The sequence below is a fragment of the Acinetobacter sp. ANC 3929 genome (assembly GCF_000369405.1).
Lineage (GTDB): Bacteria > Pseudomonadota > Gammaproteobacteria > Pseudomonadales > Moraxellaceae > Acinetobacter.
Map to the genome: position 1 here is coordinate 896931 of NZ_KB850000.1, position 21901 is coordinate 918831.

The following is a 21901-nucleotide window of genomic DNA, read 5'->3' on the forward strand; positions in this document are numbered from 1 at the left end:
CGAAATTTAAATGTGTGTGAAGTAAAAAAGCGTTTTTTATGGTAATAAACCAATACCTTCCAAGCCAGCAGCTTCATCAAAACCGAACATTAAGTTCATATTTTGAATAGCTTGGCCTGCTGCACCTTTCACCAAATTATCTTGTGCAATCAAGATGATCAATTTATTGGGTTGTGGACGATATAGTGCAATTCGTAACTCATTGGCACCACGAACACTTCGTGTTTCTGGTGAACTATTTGCAGGCATCACATCTACAAAACGTTCATTTTTATAGAAATCTTCATATAATGCTTGAATATCTATTGGTTGAGCTTGTTCAGTTAGGTCGACATAAATTGTGCTCAGCATGCCACGAATCATTGGCACGAGGTGAGGTACAAAAATCAGTTGATCAAACTGTCCTTTTTGCCCAGATATGTTTTCCAGTGCTTCAACAATCTCAGGATGATGTCGATGCCCTGCAACGCCATAAGCTTTGAAATTATCGGCATTTTCACTGTAGATCATGCCAAGGCTTGCTTTACGACCAGCGCCAGACACGCCTGATTTAGCATCGATAATAATACTTTGAGTATGAATCAACTGCTCTGAATTTTTAAGTAGTGGCGCTAAACCTAATTGTACAGTCGTTGGATAACATCCAGGATTGCCAATCACTTGGGCTTGTTTGATTTTTTCACGATTTAACTCAGTTAAACCATATACAGAGTCTTTTAATACAGTTGGACAGCTATGTTGCATGCCATACCATTTTTCAAATTGAATTAGATTCTGTAAACGAAAATCTGCTGCGAGATCAATTACTTTTGTATCAGCCGCAATAAGCTCTTCTGCATGTTGCATTGCAACACCATGAGGCGTGGCAAAGAAGACAACATCACATTGTTTTAATTGGTTTAGATCAAAATCTGAAAACTCAAGTGCTGTATGCCCTCGTAAACTTGGGAACATATCTGCAACGCGCTTTCCTGCTTCTGTACGAGAAGTGAGAATACGAACTTGAACTTGTGAGTGTCTTAATAGAAGACGCAATAGCTCAACCCCAGTGTATCCAGTTCCACCAACAATACCAACAGAAATCACGTGTGACACCTCAAGCTTTCATTTAGGCAAATAGTATGGCAGTTTGACCCGTTTTACACAATCTTCAAGTGCCTAACTTTTAAGAAAATAAAAGCATAAGGAATCCTGATGAAATGATCTAGAATCTAGAAATATAGACCAATAAATTCCAATATATTTAAATTGATTCTACCATTGGTCAAGAAATACTATTGAATCCTTTCACTATTCGAATAGAATAAAAAAAATGCGGTAATAATAAATTTCATGGATGCAAAATTTTTTTTGGAGAGCTGGAATGCCTTCTTTGATGTCAAAACAAAGATTACATCATCATATCTGCTTGGGGCTAAGTACACTTCTACTCAGTTCTGCATTGATCAGTTGTGGAAGCGGCGAAAGTAAAGCAACGAAAGAAACCACTCCAACGGTCTCTGTCCCCAAACCTAAGAATTTCAATATTAAAACCCCAGTTGAAATGCGTAATGTCACACTAAAAGTTTTTGATAATTTTGATGACAGTTTAGTCTTAGAAAGAAATTTAACGACAACTTCAGAAATCGATATTGTATTACCACGAATTTTGGATCGGGATCGGTTGTATCGGATTGAAATCTCCACGACGCCCAACTCATTGATCTATGACCATCAAAGCGGTCAATATCAAGACATTTCAATGACCTTACACAGCTTGGTTGAAGTAAATACAAATACCCTCACTCAAACGATTTATATCAGCCCAAGTTCAGAAGCAATTTATCAACGTGCTTTAGTACGTTCAGGTTTGTTACCAACTGATACAGATAGCAAGCCGACAAAAATCAGTGCATTACAATTAAATCTAGCGACCTCTGATGTAAACTCAGCTTTGACAAATGCTTTCTATGATTTAGATATCCCGAATGTAAACCCTTCTTCTGTTTTAAATGTTTTCTCGCCACAAAATACCAATGCAAGTATATATATCAATACATATGTGAGTTTTGGTTTTCTATGGCAGTGGGCAAATGCCTATCCAAACAGTAACTATGCTGAGTTTACCAAGAACTTAGCCATAGATTTAAAAGATGGTTATTTGGATGCTAAAAAAATACGTGGTGATCAAAGTGCATTGACATCATTAGTAACAACTGCACCCGATAATATTGACTCTACCAAGAATAATGCAATCACTATCGGGGCAAATCAAAAAAGTGCAAGAGACAACTTTGCGACTTCATTAAAACAAGCAGTACTACAACTAGCCGCCCATTATCGACAAGCTGAATTAAACTCGCCAGGTTATGTCTTATTACAACAAAAAGCTTATGCCGGTAGTGACCCAACAAGCAACGCTGCGACTTCCTTCCGTGTTTTTGGCGCAGGTGATTATCGTCGTGCTGTGGGTTTTACAGATACAACTCAAACATGTAATGGCTCAATTTATCCATGTAAACAAGGTATTACGGGAATTAATATTGTAAGTGCAAGCTTACCGTCTATTGAGTATCTAATTGGAAATTACAAAGACTCGACTAGCAACTGCCAACTCAATATTCGTGGAGATGGGTGGTTAGAGCTAACCAAAGATGGAAAGACCTATAGTTCTAAACTCGATGGCGATACTACGGATAACTTACTCCAAGTCGATAAGTCCAACTTTGAATATTTGTTAAATAGTAGCTCAGCAGAACCAAACAATAGCACTTTGCAATATAACTTTGTTCAACTTAAGGTTAAAGCAAATCAGGTCTTAAGTGCCAGCGCTGGACTAGACAGCCGCAAAGCTCCTGATCAATTGCAAACAACGTTGTTACAGTGCAATTTCTAAGGCTTAACTCGCACATGTAAGTAATGGAACAATGATTCCATTGCTTATAAAAATCACGCAGCCTCATTTTTATAAAATATGTATTTGTCATCTTGATTTTCAATGATGGCTGCTATACTCAAATAAATCTTTTTATTATTGCTGTTGAATGTCTTTAAAATATCAAATTCCAACTTTGCTTGTTTATTCCAGACTACTCTTGGGTTTTCTCATTGTCGCTGTGACTCTGCTACAGCCTCAATTCGTCCCAATCTACACCGTGGTATTTTTAACACTGGGACTTCTCAGTGATATCTTTGATGGCATCATTGCAAGACATTTAGGGATTTCTACTGAAAGATTACGTCGACTCGACTCTAACGTTGATCAAGTTTTTTTTATTTGTGCAATTGCTTCAATTTACCTACAGCAACCGGATTTCTTTAAGCAACACTTTTGGGCAATTATCATTTTAATTCTGTCAGAAGTTGCCATTTATATCGTAAGTTTCATTAAATTTCGAAAAGAAGTCGCCACGCATAGTCTAGGTGCCAAAATATGGACCTTATTTCTATTTGCTTTGTTGGTAGAAGTCACACTCACAGGACATGCACAAATTTTATTTATCGTGGTTTTCTGGCTGGGTATCCTGACACGGGCTGAAATTATTGCAATTATCTTAGTACTCAAACAATGGCAAAATGATGTCCCTACCCTAAAACAAGCCTTACGTATTCGCAAAGGCTTAGCTGTTCAAAACAATCGCTTGTTTAATGGCTAAGGCAAAACCTATATTCGATTATCTTTTATAGTACCAACTTGGCAATTGAGTCTGTTTCAATTGCTTCCGATGCTCAAGATAATTAGCATCATGCTTTTCAACTTCATTCCAAAAAGCAGCACTATGATCAAAATGTTTTGTATGTACTAACTCATGTACGCAGACTGATCGTACAATATGTTCAGGCATAAGCACCAAAGCAGCATGAAGCATGATGTCATGTTTGGAACTACAACTACCCCAACGTGTTTTCGGTCTTCGAATCGAACATTGTTGATAAAACAAAGCAATGTCTTGACTGGTCTGTTTCAAATACTCAGGTAAAAACTGTTTTGCATACGCCATGACAGCAGCTTGTAAAGCCTGCTCTGACTGTTCATTCCGAATCAGTAATTGTTGCTGCTCGAAATCAAACTTAAAAATATGGCGCTGCTGTTGTTGAATAATTTTAAAAGGCTGGTTATGACGAAATAGAGTCAAGAGTTCGGGAAATGCCGTGGTTTGATTAAATTGCTGTTGTTGTTTGCTCCATGTTTCAATCAGCCACTGTTCAGACTGATGCAGAAATTGCTGAATCTGTCTTTTGCTACAAAACAATGGAGCTGTGAGACGAATACCTGTTGGCTCAACACGCAAGCGCAAATTTCTTGCCCTTGCGTGTCGAACCACTTTAATTTCAGGTAACAGCGTTTCTAATGAAACTGATTGCATTATTGTGCTGTACGCTCTTCGATACCATTGTCCGTTGCAACAACAGCAATGGTTGCTGCATTTAATGCAAAGATACCATTGGTCACAACGCCTGGAATGTCATTAATGGTCTTTTCCAGCTCAATCGCATTTAGAATATTCAAATTAAATACATCTAAAATCACATTGCCATTATCAGTTACAACACCTTCGCGATAAACTGGATCACCACCTAAAGCAACGATCTTACGTGCCACCGCAGAACGCGCCATCGGAATCACTTCAACTGGAAGCGGAAAATCACGTCCTAATTGATCCACCCATTTTGAATCATCCACGATACACACAAATTTCTTTGCAATTGAGGCAACGATTTTTTCACGCGTTAACGCTGCACCACCACCTTTGATCATATGCATATGACGGTCAATTTCATCAGCACCATCAACATAGGCATCTAAACCACCGACAGAGTTCATATCGACCACTTCGATACCTAGCTTTTTCAAACGTTCAGCTGTCGCAGTTGAACTTGCTACTGCCGCTTCTAATTGCAATTCAGGCAATAAATCAATTAAAAAATTAACGGTACTTCCTGTTCCTACGCCCAAAATGCCGCCTTTAGGCAAATGTTTCAAAGCTGCTTTAGCCGCAGCTTGTTTTTTTTCATCTTGGGTTGCATATAGACTCATGACTTCACTCAACTATTTTGACATTTGCACTAAGAAAACAGCGCAAATGCACGGGGGTTTGCTACAATGATTGCCTATTTTAAACTGTTATAGGGAAGATGAACATGCTGTCTCGTGTGGTACGACAAATTTTACAAGCAACGGTTTATGATGTTGCGATTGAAACACCGCTTGAAGCAGCTCCACGAATTAGTCAAAAAATTAATAATAACATTCGATTTAAACGTGAAGATTTACAACCTGTATTCTCTTTCAAGCTACGCGGTGCTTACAACCGCATTAGCCAACTTCCTAAAGATCAACTCGATCGTGGTGTAATTTGTGCATCAGCAGGTAACCACGCCCAAGGCGTTGCGCTGTCTGGAAAAAAATTAGGCATACCGGCCATTATTGTGATGCCAAGCACGACACCGGATATTAAAGTTCAGGCTGTTAAACGCCTAGGCGGTCAAGTTGTGTTACATGGTGATAGTTTCGATGTTGCCAACAAATATGCCAAACAACGTGCAGAAGATGAAGGATTAGTTTTTATCCCGCCTTATGACGATGAGCTGGTGATTGCTGGTCAAGGGACGATTGCCAATGAGTTATTGCGTCAATGGCGTGATGTTGAATATGTTTTCGTTGCCGTTGGCGGTGGCGGACTCATTGCAGGTGTTGCAGCGTATTTAGGTGAAGTAGCGCCACACGTCAAAGTGATTGGTGTTGAATACGAAGAATCTGCATGTTTGAAAGCAGCACTTGAATCAAATGAACGCGTGGTGTTACCACATGTGGGTCTATTTGCTGATGGTACAGCCGTTGCGCAAATTGGCGAGCTACCATTTGATGTAATCCGTTTACGTAAGTCAGATAATTCAGGCCCAATCGTGGAACCTGTTATTGTCACTGTCGATACAGATGAAATTTGTGCGGCCATTAAAGATACCTATGATGAGAATCGCAGTATCGTCGAACCTTCTGGTGCAATGGCCTTGGCTGGCATCAAGAAGTATGTTGCAGAGCATCAATTGACTGATAAAAACATAGTCTCGATTGTATGTGGTGCCAACATGAACTTTGACCGTTTACGCTATATTGCAGAACGTACTGAGTTGGGCGAACGTCGTGAGGCGATCTATGCTGTGACGATTCCTGAGCAAAAAGGCGCCTTCCTGCATTTCTGCCGTGCACTACAAGGCCGTAACATCACTGAGTTTAACTACCGTGCCAGTGATAGCAATCTTGCTCAAGTCTTTGTCGGGATCAGCCTCAAAGGCGGTGAAACCGAACGTCATGAAATTCATAACATGTTAAAACAACAATATGAAGTTGATGATTTGTCTGATGATGAAGTGGCAAAATTGCATATCCGTTATTTGATCGGTGGTCATGCTAATATCGAACATGAGCGTTTGTTCCGAGTTGAGTTTCCAGAACGTCCAGGTGCACTATTGACCTTCTTAGAACGTTTAGGCCCAACCCATAACATTACCCTGTTCCATTACCGCAATCACGGTGCGGCAGAAGGTCGTGTACTGGTCGGGCTTCAAGCGACTGATGCAAAGCAAAACCCTGATGGTTTAGTTGAAACATTAGAAAAAATCACTTATCCATATGCTGAAATCAGCAACAATATTGGTTATCAGCGTTTCCTTAAATAATCAGCGTCGATACTTAAAGCCGGCTTGATGTCGGCTTTATTTTTATTCAATCTTTTGATCATTGATTCGTTATAACAAACAAAATCATTACAAATAGAAAGTTATTCCATCTTAAAATGAATAAAAAGACATTTTTATCATTTAGTTAAGGACAGTTATGGCACAGTTTGCAGTCATTGGTTTAGGTAGTTTTGGGGCAACTGTTGCGTTAGAGCTGACTAAACTGAATCATGATGTTATCGGTATTGATACCATCAAACGCAATGTCGAAAGCTTGGCTGATCGCATTACGCATGCAGTGATTGCTGATGCCACTGATGAGCATGTCCTAGAAGAGCTGAATATACAAAATTGTGATGCGGTTGTAGTCGCAATCGGTGAAGATATTGAGGCCAGTATCCTGTGTGTGCTTAATCTCAAAAATTTAGACGTAGAGAAGATTTTAGTCAAAGCGAAAACCAAGGCACATCATACGATCCTTTCCCATTTAAATGTCAATAAGATTATCCATCCAGAAGAAGATATGGGTGTACGCGTTGCTCAAGCATTAAATTATCCAATGGTAAGCCGTTATATGGCTTTGGATGATGATCATTACATCGTTAAAGTTCCAGTCAATGAAAAACTCAACAATGTAAATTTATCAGGCATCTTAAAACAAGAACCAAACATTAAGTTATTACTACTCAAACGCGATCAACAGATTCTCTATGAAACAGATGCAAATTTTACCTTACAAACGGGTGATGTCCTGATTTTAGAAGGTTCACTCAGCCATCTTAGAAAACTTTCAGGATGTTTCGCATAAAATGGCATTCAAAATAAACTCCCAGAAAATTTTCAATCTTAGCCCGCCGTCTTTGCTGGCGATTGGATTTCTCAGTTTTATTATCATTGGCACGATATTACTAAAAATGCCGATTGCGAATAAAGGTAATGTCAGCTGGATGGATGCTTTATTTACAGCAACCTCAGCAGTCACCATTACAGGTTTATCTGTCGTTAATCTAAATGAATCTTTTAATCATCTTGGGCAGTTTATTATTCTGTTATTGATTCAGTCGGGTGGTTTAGGTTTTATGACTTTTGCCATATTGGCTGCATTGAGCCTCGCTCCTAAACTTGGCTTAAAACAACAGATGATGGCGCAGGACAGTTTGGGTCAAACCAGTCTATCTAAAGTTACTTTTGTGGCCAAAGGGGTTGTGCTGTATACCCTGTTGTTTGAATTGATTGGCGTGATTATTCTGACCGCTTCGTTTGCCCCCATGTATGGTTTTGCGCGTGGGCTTTATTATGCTGTTTTCTATAGCGTTTCAGCTTTTAATAACGCAGGTTTTTCGTTATTTGATAACAGTCTAATTAACTTTCAAAGCCATTATCTGATTTGTCTAACCATCAGCATGTTATATACCCTAGGCGGGATTGGCTTTTTGGTACTCATTGATGTTAAACAAAATAAACGTTGGAGCAAGCTAACACCGAACAGTAAGCTGATTCTCAGTACCATTGCAATTTTAAACCTCGTTGCATTTATCTTAATTTGGCTATTAGAGTCTAATAATCCGCTCACCTTAGGCTCAATGAGTTTGGGCGAACAAGCCATGAATGCTTGGTTCCAAGCGACTGTGCCACGTTCTTCTGGATTTAACACCATTGATACAGGCTCAATGGAACATAGTACGGCTTTATTGACCATGTTATTGATGTTCATTGGTGGGGGTTCACTCAGTACCGCAGGTGGTATTAAAGTTGGTACTTTTGTGATCTTGCTGCTTTGTGTGATTTCCTTTCTACGTCGTAATGAAGAAATTCGGATTTTTAACCATTCAGTTTCACAAGAAACAACTTATAAGGCGCTCGCCGTGACTGCCATTACAGGCATGCTCGTTTTTGTGGGGTGCTTTATTGTTTTCCTGCTTGAACCGAAATTAGATGTGCTCGATCTGATGTTCGAAGTGGTCTCTGCGGCATGTACTGTAGGTCTATCACGTGGTGCAACAAGTCAGTTGCATGATGGGAGTTTGTTTGTGCTCAGTTTGCTGATGTTTACTGGTCGACTGGGGCCATTAACCCTCGCCTATTTAATTGCGACTCCAAAGAAGAGCCGCTTAAAACATGCCAATGCCAATATTCAGATTGGATGATGGTCTAAAGGCTGTTCAACCACAATCACTTGTCGACAAATTTCATCACTTTGACGTTGTTGTTCAAACACTGTTTTAGGCATCACGTCAAAATGATCACAGAAACTAATCTCTTGTTCATCGATTGAATAAATCAAAGATTGATTTCCCATACCTTGTAATGTGTCATAAAACACAATCACGAAGTTGCCTTGTTCAAAAGCGTTCTGGATCTCTGAATAAGTTAAAGCAGTATGAATCGGAATCTGGAGATTTTGTGCCTCCAGATAACTTTGCTTTTCTTTTTCATCCATATTAGGATCAGGTGCCGTATAGAACGACACCTCAAAGCCTAATTTTTTCAGTGCTACAGCCAAAGCAATGGTAAAGGTTCCATCTTTTTGATCGTGACTACATAATTGGATCAGGTCAGCAATATCAATATGCGGATGATATTGCTTTAAGATAAGCCAGACCGCAAACACACCGCAATTTGCTTCAAGCTGCAACAAAGGTTCTGGAATATTTAAACTCAATTTAATACCAGTTCATCAATGACACACCCAAGCCCGCATACGTTGCTCGGTGGTTATAATCAATCAGACTTTCGCCATAGCCATCAAATAACTGTAAATGACCACGCAATTTGCCTTTGATTGGAAAAGCCCAATCGAATTGAACTGCACCGTGTGAACGGTCTCCGCCTTTCAATGAATGACGCAACATCAAAGAAAAATCATTATCGCCTTTACGGTAGAATGCTGTTAAATCACCGCGACCGATATAATCTTTAATATCTGGATTATTATCATCTTTCGCTTCTTCCTCTACACGATACCAAGGACGAACCATCAAGGCGAAATTATCTTTTTCAAACCCAAGATTGAAAATGACACGGTTCCAACTACGTGATAATGGATCAGAGCGGCCATTCGACTGATGGTTCAAGGTCACACCAAGCAAACGTGCATTGAGCCCTAAAACTTCATAGTTAGTTCTAAACATCAAACTCGCTTCGGGTTCATAATTGGTCTCGCGGAATGGTCGCGATTCTTCCGAATTATAGACTTGCCAGCGAGATGACTGAGTATAACCGACCCAAAGATCACCATTATTACCAAAGATATTTTCCCAAGCCTTCGTCTTAAAGGAAAGCTGAAACTTGGCTTCACTGGACTTTAAATCTTGCTTGTCTTTGACCGTGTTTTCTGGATTTGGACTACTTGGAAATTCGTTTTTGTCACTGGTCCAAAACACTGGAAGCAAATAAACAGGTTGATAGGCACGAATGTTCCACACCCCGAGCTTACTTTCTTCCGACAATTCCCATCGACGATCCAATAAAGAAACATTTGGATCAAACTTCGGTGCAGCACCTAACAAATGCAAATCACTTACTTTTTGAACTACTTTGTCTTTTAAAGATTCGGGTTTGGCTTTTTCATTAGACTCAACCACAGGCATAGCTGCAGCAACCACAGGCGCAGCATCCGTTTGGGCTTGTGTTGGAATAATGATGGGCGCTTTATACAGGCTGTCATAACAAGCCAAGCGTTCCGCATTTGCAGCCAAAGCCACGCATGCTTCAACACTCGCAGGGCTTGTCGGTGCTATTGATTGTGCATTTGCCAACGACGTCGTTAAAGAGCCAAGTATCGCGAGGATACTGAGCTCCAAATGACGACGTTCAAAAGATTTGAACGCCATAGATTTCTCCGATTTTTATTTTAATTGACTTGCTGAATAGTAAATCCAAGTTTCTGCAACTCTTCACGTTTCGCAAATGGCGCAACAACAGCTTTCACTGGTTTTTGAGCCAATAAATATTGCTGTGCAACACGCTGTAAATCATCCAAATTTACATTTAACAAGCGTTCGCGCAAGATTTTACGGAATTTTGGCGTACGTGCATGCAATAATGCATAACATGCTGTGATTGCTTCACCTGCAGGTGAACCCGGTTTATCCATACTCGCCACTAAACCTAGAATTGCCTCTTCCAGTTGATGTGGTTGTTGTTCGGTATTGAGTAACCATTGAACACTGGCTTCAAAATCATTAAACGTTTCAGCTAAGCGTGGATCACGATAGCTATAGAAACGGAATGAACACGCATTGCCATCATAGCTTGCTCCGCCACCATATGCGCCACCTTTTTCACGAATGGCGCTATGCAAGAAACCATTCCTCAAATAAGCCGCCAACACCATTAAAGGCGCAGCATCTGGATGAGCAACATCGACTGCTTGATAAGCAGATGCACAGAATTGTACGTTGGCTTGAATTAACCATGCTTCATCATCTGAAGTATTAACGGGTTCTACTTGCGTTAATTGAACAGGTGCTTGATCAACGGCCAGCTTATCCCAGACATTTTGAACTTCTTCGACCAACCGATCAGACTGGTGTTCTTCACAGACCAATAAGAACTGTTTAGGTGCTTGCAGCAATTTACGATGAATTGACTGCAATTCAGCAATCAAGGCTTGATAAGCAGTATCGTCTTGATCAATTTGATTAACCAAGTCATTCAGCCAATTCAATGCGCCCAAACCCGTATTATGATAATCACGGCGTGCAAGAGCACTCATTTGGCGTGAAGCAGCTTGCATCGCATAGCTATGGCCTGAGCCAGACAAACGCGATTGCCAACGCGTTTTACGTTGTTGCAATAACTCAATGATACGGTCTTTCTCATCAAAACGAAGCTGCTCAAACGCCAATTTTAATAATTGAATGGCATCCAGTTTTTGTGTTAGTGATTTTGTGGTCAAAGTGAGCCATGCACTGATACGGTCTTTATCGTCCACCTTACTGCGCAAAGATGCACCCATACCCAAGCCACCACTGACTGCTGTTTGGATTTGCTGGAACTCCAAGTAATCATACTCACCTGCACCAACCTCACCCATTAAAATTGAGAGTAAATTGAAGTAAGGAGACTGTACGATTTCATCAGGAATCTGAATCAACACTTGTTGGTAGTAAATCCCGTTGGTTCCAGCATGATATAGATTCAACGGCGTATCTAAACCATTACAGATGATTTCACGCAGTTGCCCCTGTACAATCTGCAATTCAGCAGGCACATCTTCCAAACCAACTTTAGGCAATAATTCAAGATCATCGGGTGTGTCTTGACGTTGCTTTAATGCTGCTGTTTTTTCTTGGATTTCAACTTTCTGCGCATCAGTCAGATGAGCTGTAATTTCAGCCAAGCGCGCTTGTTCAGCTTGTTGTTCTTTCACTGATTTGGTTGCATCAGGAACTAAGGTCATTTGTACACGGTGCGGATTATCTAACAAGTGGGTTTGAATCAAGTTTGATAACCACATCGGGTCTTTTAACTCTTCTTTTACTTGTTCAATCGCAGAGTCCACATCCCAGACATGAACTGGATCACTATGATGAATCGCGCTACCTAACCCATTGAGAATCAAACTTAAACCATATGGGGTACCATCACCATTGATCTCACGTTGATGTAATTCAATTTGATGAAGAATGGCATCGACAAAATCAGTATCTACGGGCTTAGAAGCGACATCTTTCAGAATATCTAAAACGCCAGTCTTAAATGTGTCTGCATGTTCGGCATTTGAACCTTGAACACCACAATAGAAAGTCATTTCAAAGTTGCTGTCATCCACCCCCATAAGTGGACCTGTTGATTGTGCGTAACCACAGGTTTCCAAATAATGTCGTAATGGTGAAGCCGAATTTTCTAATAAAATCCCCTCGACCAGACGCATCCCTAAACGTAATTTGGTATCGCTGGTTTCAGGCAATAACCAGGACATCACATGATAAGTTTTGTCGTTTAGATCTTCACTATCGACGGCATAACTCTCAGTCACTGCTACAGGTGCCGTTAAACGCTTCTCTGGTTTTGAATATAACGTGGTCCCTTGAGAGAACTTATGTAAAGCTAGTTTTTCGAACTGTTCTTGCAAGTCATATGCACTTTGATTACCAAAGGTCATAAATACCGCATTGCTTGGATGGTAGTGCGTTTTATAGAAATCAACCAACTGCTCATAACTTAAATCTGGAATATCTTTAGGATCGCCACCAGAGTTGTAGTGATAAGTAGTTTCTGGGAATAAATGATGTGCAAGCTGATGATAAAGCTGATCTGAAGGAGAACTCATTGCCCCTTTCATCTCATTAAACACGACACCTTTATAAACGGCTTGATCATTTTCCAACTCAATCCGAATCCCTTCCTGTGCAAAGTCTAAAGGGTTTAAATTGGCCGCGAAGGCAGCATCTAAATATACAGACAATAAGTTTTGAAAATCTTTTTTGTTCTGTGTTGCAAAAGGATAAGCTGTCCAATCCGCAGCTGTGAATGCATTCATAAATGTATTCAATGAACGACGGATCATCAAGAAGAAAGGGTCACGTACAGGGAACTTTTCAGAACCACAAAGTGCCGTGTGCTCTAAAATATGTGCAGCGCCTTTGGAATCCATCGGCTGAGTTCTAAATGCCACCAAGAACACATTTTCATCATGTGTTGTAGCCAAATGGTAGTGAACTGCACCAGTCACTTTGTGCTTATATTCTGAAACTTGAATATCGAGTGCTTCTACATGGTGTTGACGTAATAGCTGAAACGCGGGATGTGTCGTTTGAGTAATGCTTTCAGTAACATCGACAGTCATGTGATCTCCAATTTATCTATTTAAATCATTACAATTGATTATAGAGAGTCTACCGAAGAATACGTATGGATATCCATGTAAATTACTATGTTTTTGTAGAAAAATGCAGCGGCTAATCAAAACACACTTTATTAAAAAAATTTTCGAAAATTACTATGAAGCGAAACCAATGGTTCATACCCCATACTTTGATAGAAATAAGCTGCATTTTCTGTGTCAGTGAATAAATCTAATCTTTCAAAATGAGCTTGTGCATATCGTTCCACATGCAGCAATAAATAGGTTCCTATTCTTTTTCGACGATAATCAGGATGGATATAAAAACGACGTAAGCGACCAACTTTATTTAAGTGATCAAAAGGATCTTGATTCAACCCGCCGACTGCAATTAATTTATTTTTTGCATATACGACAAATAAAGCTTCACCAAATCGGTCGAAACAATTCTTACCTGTCTGGAAATCCTGTTTTAATCGGCTTAAAAATTGAAAGCCTTCCCGTTCTGAACATTCGATTAATCCATCTAATGCTGGCGGTAAGTGATCAATTCGTTCTGTTCTCATTAAACTTCCCCATAAACAATACAAGTTTTAAAAAGTGCCTTTTCCGTTGTTTGCTACTCTTATATTTGGATCTATTCTCAACCAATCCACGTAACTACAATATATTCCGATTACTTTTAATTAAGAATTATTATCAATACAAGCCTATGTTATCCAATTCTGATTATTGTCCCTTCTTATTGTATATCTTTGGTTTTTAGAACAAATAAGATGAATTTCTTTCAACAAACTACTGTAATCTTGAGCATTAGTGTAAACTTTACTTTTTGATTTTTACTGTGATGATAAACATGGCAACTGTTGACCTTTTTGCAATTGGTAATGCACTCATTGACCAAGAATTTAAAGTCTCAAATGAGTTTTTGACGCAACAAGCGTTGCAAAAAGGCACAATGCAGTTAGCCGATGGCGAAACTCAGGCAAATTTATATCAACAGTTACAAGCGACGCAAAGCTACAAAGGCCAAGCCAGCGGTGGTTCAGCAGCAAATACTACGGTCGCTTTCAGTGCATTAGGCGGTACTGCATTTTATGGTTGCCGTGTAGGTAATGATGAACTCGGTCGTATCTATCTAGATGGCTTAAACGAAGCAGGCATTAAAACCACGACACAATCGATTAGTGAAGGCGTAACAGGTACATGTATGGTTCTGATCAGCCCTGATTCAGAGCGCACCATGCAAACTTACCTTGGGATTACTGCTGAATTGTCTGATGAACAAATCGATCTTGAGCCACTTAAAACTGCAAAATGGCTGTATATCGAAGGTTATTTGTCTACCAGTGATACTGCTCGTGTTGCAGTCAAACAAGCCCGTGAACTCGCTAAAGCGCATAGCGTTAAAATTGCTTTATCACTTTCAGACCCAGCGATGGTGCAATACGCACGTCAAGGTCTAGAAGAGCTGTTAGATGATGGCGTTGACTTATTGTTCTGTAACGAGCAAGAAGCACTCATGTTTACCGAAACAGAAAACCTCGATGCTGCAATTGAAATTTTAAAATTAAAAAATCAACATGTGGTGATTACGCAAGGTGCCAAAGGTGCTGTCATTGTAGATCAAGCACATCACTTCCATGTCAATGGTCGCGCGGTTGAAGCGGTTGATACCAATGGTGCTGGCGATGCATTCTCTGGTGCATTTTTATATGCAATCAATTCAGGTTTAGGCTTGGAAGCAGCAGCACAACTTGCTATTTTGATCTCAAGTGAAGTGGTTGCTCAGTATGGACCGCGTTTAAGCGTAGAAAATTACGCTAAACTCTTTGAACAATTCCAAAAAGCTCAACAGGAATGTGCATAACATGGAAAAGATTTGCATGACCGAAGAAGTCCCAGAACGGGAATCTCGTGCCTATGACACCATGAAAGGAACCACGATTTTTATTACTCAAAAAGATGGTAGTTTTTATGCCTATCAAAATGTTTGCCCACATTTGCAAACTGAACTTGAGTATTTAGAAAATCAATTTTTGGATCAAGATCGAGAATATATCCAGTGTTCTACGCATGGTGCTTTATTTTCTGTCGAAACAGGTGAATGTATTTCTGGACCATGTTTGGGTGAATTCCTTGAAAAAGTAAATTTGGAAGTCCATTCAGATGGTGGTATCTATATTGACTAAGCTTTAAATCATGAATTCTGCGATGACTGAGTTTTTCCTAAACTACTACCTTATGCCATTTCATATGAGCGTAGTGGCTTTAATTGTGCTTAGCATTGCAGAAACCATTGGTATCGTCATTGGCTTACGGCCCAGCCATTTGGTTCAAAAGCTCACTCCAGATTGGTTACTGAACTCTCCACTACTCGATGTAAAATTTTCTAAGTATTTGATCTTTGTTTTTTTACTGATTAATTTTAGTTTTGCAGGCTATTTTCTGGAACTGTCGTTCTTTGCTTTGCAGCATTATTTTATCTCGCCTTACTATTTATTTGTTCCAGCACTGATCATCGATATTTTCTTTACCGTATTTATGATTCACTGTTTAGACCAAGTGATTAAACCCAAGGTCACACATACCCATACCAATTTGGTTGGGCGCTTAGCCACAATCTCAACTGGAAATGCCCGCCCTGGTTTTTCTGCTCAGGCACGTGTGCGTGATGAGTTTGGTCAACTCTATTATGTACAAGTTGAACCCGAGTATGGTGAATTGGAATTACAGTCACAAGTATTGCTAATTAGCCAAAAATCAAACTCGCATTATCTCGCAAAAAAAATATCGCTCTCAAATAACTTATTCGCACCAGACTAATTTTGACTAGAAATTACTCTCGAGTAGAGAAAAATAATAATTTTTACATTTTATTACAAATATATCCTGCAAAAGTTTTGAATTTAGCGCTTCCCTTCTTGTTGTTTTCATGATCTCACTGACACAAAAAATACAACAGTGATGCTCATCACATTTTTTAGAATAATCTCTAGTAATACACTAGGTTTTGTGGTTATTTCACTATAAAACCTTTTTAATTTTGTAATCGAAGAGTTAAGCTACTGTATATATTATAAATTTTATATTCATACCATTTTAGTTGGTTTAATATTTATTTAATTCATTTTAAACCATAGCTTTTTAATCAGATTTAAAATAACAAATACAACTGTTTTAATCAGATTTAAAAATGAATCCATATTATTTTAGTTGGTTAAAATAATTATTTTAAACAATTTGGTTAATTCAACACAAATTGTTGTTTTTTATCAATATTTAATATTTAAATTATTTAAAAAACCCAAAGGTTTATTTTTAATGAATTTTATTTAATAATGTTTTATATCTTCTTTAAATATGAGGCTAGGTTCTATGAGCACAAGTTCTCAAGACCCAAATCGGCGACTCATTCGAGAAATTACAATTATTCTTATTATTAAAGTTGTATTGCTCTTGGTGATTAAGCATATCTGGTTTGATGCCCCAACGATTCCAAAAGATTTTAACAATGAAGTTGCCGAGCGTATTGCTGGCGACATGTCCAAAACTCAGGAGACACGTTGATGATTTCTGAAAGCGTGGTCGATCTTTCGCGGTTCCAATTTGCAATGACCGCAATGTATCACTTTCTTTTCGTCCCTCTAACTTTAGGTCTGGCTTTTATTCTTGCCATCATGGAAACCACTTATGTGATTTCAGGTAAAGAAATTTATAAAGACATGACCAAATTCTGGGGGAAACTTTTCGGGATTAACTTTGCCTTAGGGGTAACCACTGGTCTTACTATGGAGTTCCAGTTCGGTACCAACTGGGCTTATTATTCTCACTATGTCGGCGATATTTTCGGGGCACCGCTTGCAATTGAAGGTCTGATGGCTTTCTTCCTCGAATCCACCTTTATTGGTTTATTCTTCTTTGGCTGGGATCGTTTATCTAAGGTACAGCACTTAGGTGTGACTTGGTTGGTGGCGATTGGCTCGAATATGTCAGCCTTGTGGATTCTCATTGCCAATGGTTGGATGCAAAACCCAGTTGGTGCTGCATTTAACTACGAAACCATGCGTATGGAACTGGTGGACTTCGGTGCGCTGATCTTTAACCCTGTGGCGCAAGTAAAATTTGTACATACAGTTTCTGCCGGTTATGTCACAGGTGCGATCTTTGTACTTGCCATCTCGAGTTATTACTTATTAAAGAAACGTGATTTACCATTTGCACGTCGCTCATTCGCCATCGCTGCAATCTTCGGTTTAGCATCAACTTTATCTGTCATTCTACTCGGTGATGAGTCTGGCTATGAATTGGGTGATGTGCAAAAAACCAAACTTGCTGCGATTGAAGCAGAATGGCATACCGAACCTGCACCTGCTGCATTTACCCTGTTTGGTCTCCCAAATCAGCAGGAAATGCGTACCGATTATGCGATTAAAATTCCTTATGTGATGGGGATTATTGCGACTCGTTCTACCGATAAAGAAGTGACTGGTTTACGTGACTTGATGAAAGAACATGAAGTGCGTATCCGTAATGGTATGGTGGCCTATAGCGAGCTGGAAAAACTTCGTGCTGGTGATCGTTCGCCTGAACTGTTGGCTTCATTTGAGAAAAATCAAAAAGACTTAGGTTATGGCCTACTCTTGAAAAAATATTCTCCAAATGTGGTTGATGCCACTGAAGCACATATTCAAGCGGCAACTAAAGATACCATTCCAAACGTAGCCGCACTGTTCTTCTCTTTCCGTGCAATGGTGGCTTCTGGCTTCCTGATGTTATTGCTGTTCCTTTTCGCAACTTGGGCAGTCGCAAAACGTAATGCCGAAGATAAGCCTTGGTTACTCAAATTTGCTTTGTTTGCTCTTCCTCTCCCATGGATTGCAGCTCAAACAGGTTGGTATGTAGCCGAAGGTGGTCGTCAACCGTGGTCGATCGGTGAAATTTTACCGACCCACCTCTCTGCATCTAGCGTCAGCGCTGGTGATGTATGGGGCTCAATTATCGCGCTTGCAGCGTTCTATACCGTACTGCTCATTATTGAAATGTACTTAATGATCAAATTTGCTCGTTTAGGTCCAAGTTCTTTGCATACTGGTAAATATCATTTTGAAAAACTAGAAGCAAAAACTGGGGAGGCTCAATCATGATCGAATATGAACTCCTAAAAATTATCTGGTGGGTCCTAGTAGGTGTACTACTGATCGGCTTTGCACTTACCGATGGTTTCGATATGGGCTCAATGGCACTGATGCCATTTGTCGGTAAAACCGACTCTGAACGCCGTGCTGCAATCAACACCATTGCTCCGCATTGGGATGGTAACCAAGTCTGGTTCATTACAGCCGGTGGTGCACTTTTTGCTGCTTGGCCAATGGTCTATGCAGTTGCGTTCTCTGGAATGTACTGGGCCTTACTGCTTGTTCTATTTGCCCTGTTCCTGCGGCCCGTCGGCTTCGACTATCGCTCTAAATTAGAGAATACCCAATGGCGTACTTCTTGGGATTGGGGCCTATGCATCGGTGGTGCTGTACCTGCACTGGTGTTTGGTGTGGCATTCGGCAACCTGTTTCTAGGCGTACCGTTTAGCTTAGATGACACTTTGCGTTCACAATATACAGGGAGCTTCTTTGCACTCTTAAATCCGTTTGCACTGATTTGCGGTATCGTCAGCCTATCGATGTTATGTGCACACGGTGGTGCTTGGTTAATGCTACGTACGGATGGTAATTTGCATAACCGTTCAGCTAAAGCAACACAAATCATGGCTATTGTATTTCTTATCTGCTTCTTGGCCGCAGGTGCATGGTTAGTCTTTGGCAATATCTCTGGATATAGCTACGCCACTGCTGTAAATACCAATGCTCCATTGAATCCATTGGCAAAAGATGTAGTGACCAATGCCAATCATGGTTGGTTAAATAACTATGCAACGTATCCAATGACGATGGCTGCACCAATCCTTGCGATCCTCGGTGCATTATTGGTAATTATCAGTGCAGCAAAACATAAAGCGGCTGTGAGTTTTACAGGTACTAGCCTGATGATTGTTGGTGCAATTCTCACTGCTGGTTTTGCGTTGTTCCCATTCTTATTACCGTCAAGCATTGATCCAACTTCAAGCTTGACCATGTGGGATGCTGTTTCTAGTCATAAAACCCTAGGTGTAATGACAGTTGCTGCATGTATCTTTGTTCCGCTCATTTTGATCTATACCTCTTGGTCATATTACAAAATGTGGGGCATCATCACCAACAAACATATCGAAGAAAATTCACATAGTTTGTATTAATGAGGAGATATGACATGTGGTATTTTGCATGGATTCTAGGTGTTTTGATGGCATGTTTCGCAGGTGTATTGAGTGCACTTTATATCGAACATCATCAAGATTTAGATGAGGAATAATAAAATGGCTGAAGCAATGACAACACCGAAGAATAGTAAAGCGCAAATACTTGCAATGACCATTTCGTTTTTGTTGGCATTGCCCCTTGCTGCTATTTTATTGGTTCACCCATCACTGATGCTGGATGCCAACGGACACTATAATCATAGCCTGCTGATGCTGGTGATGATTGGGATCTCTGGTGGCTTTATTCATGGCGTTGGTTTTATACCCAGATTCTGGTTATGGAAATGGTTATTTAGTCCTTATATCGCTTGGCCATTAATGGTTTTGGGTTACTTTATTTGGATTGGAAATTAATTTCGACTAAACCAACAAAAAGAGGAAGCAATATTGCTTCCTCTTTTTAATTCTTTTAACTTTTTTCATAGCATTGAACACATATTACTTGTTTGGACAATTACAATCACACCAGCAATAATGATGAATACTCATTTTAATTGATCGTACCTATAAGATCATCCTGAATAAGCATCTGTTTTTACCGCCTATACTAAATACTAAACTGCATATCTCGTGAATTAGAACTCACTTGCTTCAACAGAAAACAGAGTATGCCTGACCGCAACAGCGTAATGATACAAAGTATATTTTCAAATCGCACCATCAACCCATGTCTAGCATGCGTGTAAATAAAACTGAGTGCCATACTGATTTAATGCACTATTTGTCACGCCATTGTAATTACAAACACCTACCAATGTAGCTATTATATGGTTATTAAATCTCTTGGCGATATCCTATGATGTGTCTATATTAATTCTCGCCCCTGTTTAAAGATATTTTTTCATTTCAATGAGTTGAATAGGTACAATTGGTTTCCCTACTCCTGCATCAATTGGATATTCGCTTTTCCTTCCCGTTATTTGGTAACCACGACGCTGATAATAAGCCAACAGTTCAGTACGAACGTCTAAAACATACATGACTAAATCACGAATCCCTAGATAATGTTGACCAATATATAGCTCAGCATAATTTAGCATTTCACTACCATAGCCTTGATTTTGTATACTTGGATCAACAGCAAAAGTACCAATTTCCATGTAATCTTCATTCAAACTTAATCCTATGCAGGCAACAATCTTTTGATTATCTAGCTCACCCAACAATAGTTCGAAATTTGGTTGCTGTAATCCTTCTTCTAATTGAAACTTACGAATGCGATCGCCTTGTACATATGCTTTCTCCGTTGTCCAACTACGTTCTGATTGTGCTCTATAAGCGATATTAATAAGCTTAACCAATTGTTCTAAATCACTATTATTTGCACTTGTAATTTTAAAGACATTTTACTTTATCCCACACAAAAGAAAGCCGATGATAACATCGGCTTTTTAATCAAGTTTTGGATTAGTTTGTTTGACCTGCTAACCAAGCCATAAATTTTTGGCGTTCCGCTTTAGAAGCCTTTTGCCACAATTCAGCCAATTGTTGATCTGTGTTTTTTGCTGTACCCACTGTCGCTGCTGTTGTTACCGCAACAGGCGCAGCAGTAACCGCTTGTGCCGTCGCACCTGCATAAACAGGTGCAGGTTGATTGGCAGCATTGTTCTTATTCTTTTGTGTTAAATCTAAAGTACGGCTTAATAAATTACTGCCAGTAAACCAAGGTTGTACTTCATTGTTTGCACCTGTTTGCTGTACAACCAATTTTTTGTTTTGATCGTATAATGCAACCGTTGGTTGGTCAGCATATTTCTTTGCTGAATCAAAGTCTTTAGGTGCATTGACCAAACCTAGACTATAAGACTGATTGTCTTGTAAATCTTGTGCTTGGATGGTTACAACACCTGATTTAACAATGTCATGTTCACCATTTAAATGCTCAAAATATTCACGATAACGAACATTGACCGTTAAATTCCCTGGATCTACTTGATAGTTATTCTTCTTTGATGGAATTAATCCACTATTTACTTCTTGACCATTTACAGCAAGAATCACGATTTCTTCAGGTGCAGTGATTGTGACTGCTGAAAAAACTGAACTACTTAATAATAACCCGAAAGCAGCAACACCAACTCTTAAAGACATTAGACTCT

General features: G+C 39.5%; 22 protein-coding genes. 13 read left to right on the plus strand and 9 right to left on the minus strand.

Annotated elements, in window-relative coordinates:
• Positions 1-36 precede the first annotated feature (36 nt).
• Positions 37-1086 carry an N-acetyl-gamma-glutamyl-phosphate reductase gene (argC, locus tag F909_RS04115; RefSeq protein WP_005153348.1) on the minus strand — a complete coding sequence of 350 codons (1050 nt, stop codon included), beginning with the start codon at positions 1084-1086 and terminating at the stop codon, positions 37-39.
• A gap of 277 nt (positions 1087-1363) precedes the next feature.
• Here argC and F909_RS04110 point away from each other — a divergent pair, with 277 nt between their 5' ends.
• Positions 1364-2875, plus strand: coding sequence for a hypothetical protein (locus F909_RS04110; protein ID WP_005153349.1), 1512 nt, complete (start codon positions 1364-1366; stop codon positions 2873-2875).
• A gap of 148 nt (positions 2876-3023) precedes the next feature.
• A complete protein-coding gene (locus tag F909_RS04105) occupies positions 3024-3635 on the plus strand; it encodes a CDP-alcohol phosphatidyltransferase family protein (protein WP_005153351.1) in 612 nt (203 codons plus the stop codon).
• A gap of 18 nt (positions 3636-3653) precedes the next feature.
• On the opposite strand, the gene F909_RS04100 is transcribed toward F909_RS04105, so the two are convergent.
• Together F909_RS04100 and rpiA are read right to left on the minus strand one after the other, a co-directional pair.
• A complete protein-coding gene (locus tag F909_RS04100; RefSeq protein WP_005153352.1) occupies positions 3654-4346 on the minus strand; it encodes a M48 family metallopeptidase in 693 nt (230 codons plus the stop codon).
• The gene (rpiA, locus tag F909_RS04095; RefSeq protein WP_005153354.1) at positions 4346-5017 is read right to left on the minus strand and encodes a ribose-5-phosphate isomerase RpiA; all 672 of its coding nucleotides are present in this window, start codon (positions 5015-5017) and stop codon (positions 4346-4348) included. The genes F909_RS04100 and rpiA overlap by 1 nt, the downstream gene beginning before the upstream one ends.
• Positions 5018-5115: 98 nt before the next feature.
• Between rpiA and ilvA the strand changes: the two genes are divergently transcribed.
• The 3 genes from ilvA to F909_RS04080 all read left to right on the plus strand — a co-directional run bounded on the left by ilvA (position 5116) and on the right by F909_RS04080 (position 8807).
• Positions 5116-6660, plus strand: coding sequence for a threonine ammonia-lyase, biosynthetic (gene ilvA, locus F909_RS04090; protein WP_171067326.1), 1545 nt, complete (start codon positions 5116-5118; stop codon positions 6658-6660).
• 157 nt (positions 6661-6817) lie between these two features.
• On the plus strand, positions 6818-7468 hold the full coding sequence (locus tag F909_RS04085) for a potassium channel family protein (protein WP_005153358.1): 651 nt from the start codon (positions 6818-6820) through the stop codon (positions 7466-7468).
• Between the two features lies 1 nt (position 7469).
• Positions 7470-8807 (plus strand): TrkH family potassium uptake protein, encoded by a 1338-nt coding sequence (locus F909_RS04080; protein ID WP_005153360.1) that lies wholly within the window; start codon positions 7470-7472, stop codon positions 8805-8807.
• Here the strand turns inward: F909_RS04080 and F909_RS04075 are convergent.
• From F909_RS04075 to F909_RS04060, 4 genes are all read right to left on the minus strand, one after another.
• Entirely contained in the window at positions 8795-9322 is a 528-nt protein-coding gene (locus tag F909_RS04075) for a cysteine peptidase family C39 domain-containing protein (protein ID WP_005153363.1), read from the minus strand. The genes F909_RS04080 and F909_RS04075 overlap by 13 nt on opposite strands.
• Position 9323: 1 nt before the next feature.
• Positions 9324-10493 (minus strand): phospholipase A, encoded by a 1170-nt coding sequence (locus tag F909_RS04070; protein WP_005153365.1) that lies wholly within the window; start codon positions 10491-10493, stop codon positions 9324-9326.
• A gap of 20 nt (positions 10494-10513) precedes the next feature.
• Positions 10514-13453 (minus strand): insulinase family protein, encoded by a 2940-nt coding sequence (locus F909_RS04065; protein ID WP_005153367.1) that lies wholly within the window; start codon positions 13451-13453, stop codon positions 10514-10516.
• 131 nt (positions 13454-13584) lie between these two features.
• Positions 13585-14016 carry a GNAT family N-acetyltransferase gene (locus F909_RS04060; RefSeq protein ID WP_005153369.1) on the minus strand — a complete coding sequence of 144 codons (432 nt, stop codon included), beginning with the start codon at positions 14014-14016 and terminating at the stop codon, positions 13585-13587.
• Positions 14017-14306: 290 nt separating this feature from the next.
• Between F909_RS04060 and F909_RS04055 the strand changes: the two genes are divergently transcribed.
• The 8 genes from F909_RS04055 to F909_RS04020 all read left to right on the plus strand — a co-directional run bounded on the left by F909_RS04055 (position 14307) and on the right by F909_RS04020 (position 20156).
• Positions 14307-15320 (plus strand): adenosine kinase, encoded by a 1014-nt coding sequence (locus F909_RS04055; RefSeq protein WP_005153371.1) that lies wholly within the window; start codon positions 14307-14309, stop codon positions 15318-15320.
• A 16-nt stretch (positions 15321-15336) separates the two neighbouring features.
• Positions 15337-15642: a Rieske (2Fe-2S) protein gene (locus F909_RS04050; protein WP_085940863.1), complete on the plus strand. Its 306-nt coding sequence runs from the start codon at positions 15337-15339 to the stop codon at positions 15640-15642.
• A gap of 22 nt (positions 15643-15664) precedes the next feature.
• Positions 15665-16276, plus strand: a complete 612-nt coding sequence (locus F909_RS04045) for an OB-fold-containig protein (RefSeq protein ID WP_171067356.1) — start codon at positions 15665-15667, stop codon at positions 16274-16276.
• A 552-nt stretch (positions 16277-16828) separates the two neighbouring features.
• Positions 16829-17020 (plus strand): cytochrome oxidase putative small subunit CydP, encoded by a 192-nt coding sequence (gene cydP / locus F909_RS04040; protein ID WP_005153374.1) that lies wholly within the window; start codon positions 16829-16831, stop codon positions 17018-17020.
• Positions 17020-18597: a cytochrome ubiquinol oxidase subunit I gene (locus F909_RS04035; RefSeq protein ID WP_005153376.1), complete on the plus strand. Its 1578-nt coding sequence runs from the start codon at positions 17020-17022 to the stop codon at positions 18595-18597. Before cydP ends, F909_RS04035 begins: the two co-directional genes overlap by 1 nt.
• Positions 18594-19739 (plus strand): cytochrome d ubiquinol oxidase subunit II, encoded by a 1146-nt coding sequence (gene cydB / locus F909_RS04030; protein WP_005153377.1) that lies wholly within the window; start codon positions 18594-18596, stop codon positions 19737-19739. The genes F909_RS04035 and cydB overlap by 4 nt, the downstream gene beginning before the upstream one ends.
• A 14-nt stretch (positions 19740-19753) precedes the next feature.
• Positions 19754-19855, plus strand: coding sequence for a cytochrome bd-I oxidase subunit CydX (gene cydX / locus F909_RS20945; protein WP_004653762.1), 102 nt, complete (start codon positions 19754-19756; stop codon positions 19853-19855).
• Positions 19856-19859: 4 nt separating this feature from the next.
• Positions 19860-20156 carry a cyd operon YbgE family protein gene (locus F909_RS04020; protein WP_005153378.1) on the plus strand — a complete coding sequence of 99 codons (297 nt, stop codon included), beginning with the start codon at positions 19860-19862 and terminating at the stop codon, positions 20154-20156.
• A gap of 473 nt (positions 20157-20629) precedes the next feature.
• Here F909_RS04020 and F909_RS04015 read toward each other — a convergent pair whose 3' ends face one another.
• Entirely contained in the window at positions 20630-21103 is a 474-nt protein-coding gene (locus tag F909_RS04015; protein WP_005153380.1) for a GNAT family N-acetyltransferase, read from the minus strand.
• Between the two features lie 106 nt (positions 21104-21209).
• On the minus strand, positions 21210-21893 hold the full coding sequence (locus F909_RS04010; protein ID WP_005153381.1) for a YccT family protein: 684 nt from the start codon (positions 21891-21893) through the stop codon (positions 21210-21212).
• Between the last annotated feature and the right edge of the window lie 8 nt (positions 21894-21901).